Origin of the sequence: Gallibacterium faecale (genome assembly GCF_027920745.1) — a bacterium.
In the GTDB taxonomy this organism is placed as follows: Bacteria; Pseudomonadota; Gammaproteobacteria; order Enterobacterales; family Pasteurellaceae; genus Gallibacterium; species Gallibacterium faecale.
The window spans coordinates 1-3504 of sequence record NZ_JAQIBB010000018.1; the positions used below are offsets into that span (position 1 = coordinate 1).

Below are 3504 nucleotides of genomic sequence, written 5' to 3' on the forward strand. Positions count from 1 at the left end.
AGCATTGAAGATACAATGAAAAAATATGCACCCCCAAGTGAAAATAATACAGAGCAATATATTCGCTATATTACGAGTGCAACGGGACTTGATAGAAATACCAAAATGGGATCTTTATCAAAAGAACAACTGGATGTTTTTGTATCAACCATTCGTAGAGTGGAAGGTTGGAAAGAAGGTAAAGAGATTCCTGTTTCATGAACTTAATAAATAACTTAATAAATTAATCAACTAAGAGGGTAAAAATATGAAAAAAACATTATTTACTATATTAGGTATAAGTCTATTGGGATTAACCTATAGCGCACAAGCTGCTAAGCCTTATGTTTATGATGTTGATAAAATAACATTAAAGGGAATAATTAAAATTGAAAATGATTATGCTTATATGTATTTGGATAAATCAATTGATGTTATTCCTCAAGCAGGAGATGATTTATATAAGCCAGCAAAAAATGTGAAACGAATGCAAGTCGTTAATGTGAATCGAAAACCTGGTGAAAAAACGCCGACAGGATGTCAGATTGTAAAAGGCAGCCTTTTTGGTGCACATACAGCACATCATAAAACACCTGTTTTAGTCTGGGCTGAATCATTTGAAAAATGTAAATAAAATCTTGTGGCAGTTATCCATTTAATTTATACAGGAAATGTACTGTATTGCAGTACATTTCCTGTAAAACTATACAAATAATGATAAAAGTTTAGAACTTGAGATTATAAATAATGACAAATAAGACAACTTATGACAGATACTCTGACGATGCCAAAAAAAGACTTGGAGAGCGTGCAAATAATTACTCAAAAGAAAATTATAAACGTATTAGCCTTGTGTTAAAACCAGACATATTTGCAGCGTTTGAAAATCTGCGTGAACGAGAAAATTTAACACGAACAGGGTTAATCGAGAAGTTACTCGAAAATTATCAACATAAAAGTTGACTTCTTTTTAAATAGTTAACACTATTTAATGGCTTTTTTGTTACAGATTTAACTGTTTTTTGTATATAGCATTAACGAGGAAAAATATGATTAAGAAAAACAAATATTATTATAGAAGGAAAATACGAGATATCACAAGCAATATATTAATGGCAATGGTGATACTTTCATTGTCATTCCTAATTTTTACTCTATTAAAAATTGGAATTGAATGGTGGATTGATAAAAATGAAGCATCTCAGGGTAGTTTGGATTTCAATGATCACTGTAATAGATATTACTTGCAAAGACCAGATGGCAAAGATCAGATTACAATTAATCGTGATTCTGAGATTATCATAAAATTTGATAAGAATGGACGTTGTGATGTCATTATCAACTAGGATTCAAAACAATATAAAGTAATTAGAAACCATTTACAGATATCAAAATAAGCTGTAGTATATACAAAGAATATATACATAAAGGAGGGGGTATGGCTACAGTAACTGCTACAGTTTTTATGAATAATAAAAGTCAAGCAATTAGAATCCCTAAAATTGCAGAATTACCGACCACGACAAAAAATGTGAATATTATCATTCAAGGTAATACTCGTATTATCACGCCATTAAATAATGTTTGGGATAGCTGGTTTTATGATGTGAATACAGTATCTGATGATTTTATGTTAGATAGAGAACAACCGCAAATGCAGGAAAGAGAGTCATTCTAATGTTAAAGTATATGTTAGATACTAATATTGTTATTTTTATAATAAAAAATAAACCTGAGCATTTGTTGCCACTATTTAATGAAAACCAAGCAAGGATTTGTATAAGTTCTATTACTTTAATGGAGCTTATTTATGGTGCTGAAAAGAGTGCAAAAGTAGCACAAAATTTATCGGTTATTGAATCATTTTGTTCAAGATTAACTGTACTAGACTATAATGAGGGAGCAGCATATCATAGTGGTCAAATTAGAGCAGAACTAGCTAAAACTGGACAGCCTATTGGGCCATATGATGCAATGATAGCAGGGCATGCAAGAAGTTTAGGTTTAACTGTTGTAACAAATAATGTCAAAGAATTTACTAAAGTAAATGGTTTAAGAGTGATAGATTGGAGTAAATAATTAAAAATTTTGTGTAGTATGAAGGAAGATAAAAATGTTAAGTACAGAACGAAAAGCTGAAATGATACAAAGCCTAAAAGAAGATTATATTGTTTTAACGGATATTGTTTGTGAAGTTGTTGCTGATACTAAAGCCGATATGCTCGTTTTAAAAAGAGGAAAGATAGATTTATCAAGTCTTGAACAAGATAAAGTTCTCTTACATAAGCTTGATCAAGAGTATTTATCTTTATGTGAAAAAGACCAAGTAAAAGCCGTTGATATTATCGAAAAAATCTACGAATTAAGCGACAAATACGACAAGTTAAGAATGAGCATTTAAAATGGCGAAAGATTTAAAAGTTAATTTAACTGACGTTGAGTTAACGTTAAATAGTGAGATTGCTTTAAAGGCATAGTAGACAAAAAATATCTAATGGATAGGGAGATAAAATAAAAAACCCTTATCTTAAAATAAGGGTCTTCTATTGAGCTATGTGTTTATTAACGTGGGCATGCTCTAGCACCACAAAATTCATCTATTGAGCCATCACTACTGGTTTTAATGTTCCATTTTTTTTCGCTTTTAGATAAGCTTTGCGTGATGCTTCCATTGCTTTACGTTTTAATTCAATAGCACTCATTTTTTTATTGTTTTCCATGTTATCTCTCCCCATATAACGGTGTCTTAATGATAAAACAGTTTTGTTCATTGCCTAAACCGTAAATCGGCTCAAAATCAGCTAATAACAAGTGCCTTCTTTTACACATTTTACGATACATGCGATTGAGTGAGTCTCGTTCGGCAATAAAACAATAACATTCAACTTGATACTGCTTAAAATGTTCATACAGAAATTTTTCTAAAAACTCTTTTAGTTGTTGAATATCTTTTCTTCCAAAATTATGATCTTCTGGTGCATCAAAAAGGTACTTGTTATTACGATGATCTTCATAGTATTCCCTAACAGCAAATTTCACTGTATAAGAGTGATGTCCTGCCACAATCTCACAAATACGAGAATCCAACTCTGTAAAATTTGCAATCAAATCAGGATCGGATGAAAAATCAATAATATATTGTACACCTTTAATTGAGAAATACGCATACTGATGACTGATAACGTCCTCTTCATCGCTCCAAAAAATTGACTCTTGCATAAACTATTCTGTATTAAATTTTAGTATTATACAAAATAAAATATTATCTTTCATCATAAAATACAACATATAAGAATTAGCTGATTGACAACCTCCCAAAAAAAGACTATACCTAACAGTAATTAATCACCTGAAATAGTAATGAGAGGCTCATATGAAAAAGAAAAGTACGTGGGAACGTTTAGATTTTAATATGAAATGCCGTGTTATCGCTATTGGCTTATGTGTATTTTTAGGGTTAGTTGAGGGTTTTCATGCCTTCTTCGCTGTATTATTGATTGTAGCAATATTTGGTTTGCTTAAAGC

Annotated in this window: 8 protein-coding genes and 1 pseudogene; 7 read left to right on the plus strand and 2 right to left on the minus strand. The window is 30.8% G+C overall.

The annotated features are described in order from the left end of the window. The 7 genes and pseudogenes from PF272_RS01560 to PF272_RS01590 form a co-directional block, all read left to right on the plus strand. A pseudogene (locus PF272_RS01560) lies at nucleotides 1-201 on the plus strand (integrating conjugative element protein); the annotation flags it as partial. Nucleotides 202-247: 46 nt separating this feature from the next. After that, nucleotides 248-613, plus strand: a complete 366-nt coding sequence (locus PF272_RS01565) for a DUF4431 domain-containing protein (protein ID WP_271141381.1) — start codon at nucleotides 248-250, stop codon at nucleotides 611-613. A gap of 113 nt (nucleotides 614-726) precedes the next feature. Further along, a complete protein-coding gene (locus PF272_RS01570; RefSeq protein ID WP_271141382.1) occupies nucleotides 727-942 on the plus strand; it encodes a hypothetical protein in 216 nt (71 codons plus the stop codon). Nucleotides 943-1028: 86 nt separating this feature from the next. Then, nucleotides 1029-1325 (plus strand): hypothetical protein, encoded by a 297-nt coding sequence (locus PF272_RS01575; protein ID WP_271141383.1) that lies wholly within the window; start codon nucleotides 1029-1031, stop codon nucleotides 1323-1325. Between the two features lie 92 nt (nucleotides 1326-1417). Further along, nucleotides 1418-1657, plus strand: a complete 240-nt coding sequence (gene vapB, locus PF272_RS01580; RefSeq protein ID WP_066110989.1) for a type II toxin-antitoxin system VapB family antitoxin — start codon at nucleotides 1418-1420, stop codon at nucleotides 1655-1657. Next, a complete protein-coding gene (gene vapC, locus PF272_RS01585; protein ID WP_066110987.1) occupies nucleotides 1657-2058 on the plus strand; it encodes a type II toxin-antitoxin system tRNA(fMet)-specific endonuclease VapC in 402 nt (133 codons plus the stop codon). Before vapB ends, vapC begins: the two co-directional genes overlap by 1 nt. Nucleotides 2059-2092: 34 nt before the next feature. Next, a complete protein-coding gene (locus PF272_RS01590) occupies nucleotides 2093-2380 on the plus strand; it encodes a hypothetical protein (RefSeq protein WP_271141384.1) in 288 nt (95 codons plus the stop codon). 196 nt (nucleotides 2381-2576) lie between these two features. Here PF272_RS01590 and PF272_RS01595 read toward each other — a convergent pair whose 3' ends face one another. Together PF272_RS01595 and PF272_RS01600 are read right to left on the minus strand one after the other, a co-directional pair. Continuing rightward, nucleotides 2577-2699, minus strand: coding sequence for a hypothetical protein (locus PF272_RS01595; protein ID WP_269199459.1), 123 nt, complete (start codon nucleotides 2697-2699; stop codon nucleotides 2577-2579). A gap of 1 nt (nucleotide 2700) precedes the next feature. After that, the gene (locus tag PF272_RS01600; protein WP_271141385.1) at nucleotides 2701-3198 is read right to left on the minus strand and encodes a helicase; all 498 of its coding nucleotides are present in this window, start codon (nucleotides 3196-3198) and stop codon (nucleotides 2701-2703) included. Between the last annotated feature and the right edge of the window lie 306 nt (nucleotides 3199-3504).

What these genes read in the sequence shown, in the direction of transcription:
- PF272_RS01565 (WP_271141381.1), top strand. Translation starts at nt 248, where the DNA reads ATGAAAAAAACATTATTTACTATATTAGGTATAAGTCTATTGGGATTA.
- PF272_RS01570 (WP_271141382.1), top strand. Translation starts at nt 727, where the DNA reads ATGACAAATAAGACAACTTATGACAGATACTCTGACGATGCCAAAAAA.
- PF272_RS01575 (WP_271141383.1), top strand. Translation starts at nt 1,029, where the DNA reads ATGATTAAGAAAAACAAATATTATTATAGAAGGAAAATACGAGATATC.
- vapB (WP_066110989.1), top strand. Translation starts at nt 1,418, where the DNA reads ATGGCTACAGTAACTGCTACAGTTTTTATGAATAATAAAAGTCAAGCA.
- vapC (WP_066110987.1), top strand. Translation starts at nt 1,657, where the DNA reads ATGTTAAAGTATATGTTAGATACTAATATTGTTATTTTTATAATAAAA.
- PF272_RS01590 (WP_271141384.1), top strand. Translation starts at nt 2,093, where the DNA reads ATGTTAAGTACAGAACGAAAAGCTGAAATGATACAAAGCCTAAAAGAA.
- PF272_RS01595 (WP_269199459.1), bottom strand. Translation starts at nt 2,699, where the DNA reads ATGGAAAACAATAAAAAAATGAGTGCTATTGAATTAAAACGTAAAGCA.
- PF272_RS01600 (WP_271141385.1), bottom strand. Translation starts at nt 3,198, where the DNA reads ATGCAAGAGTCAATTTTTTGGAGCGATGAAGAGGACGTTATCAGTCAT.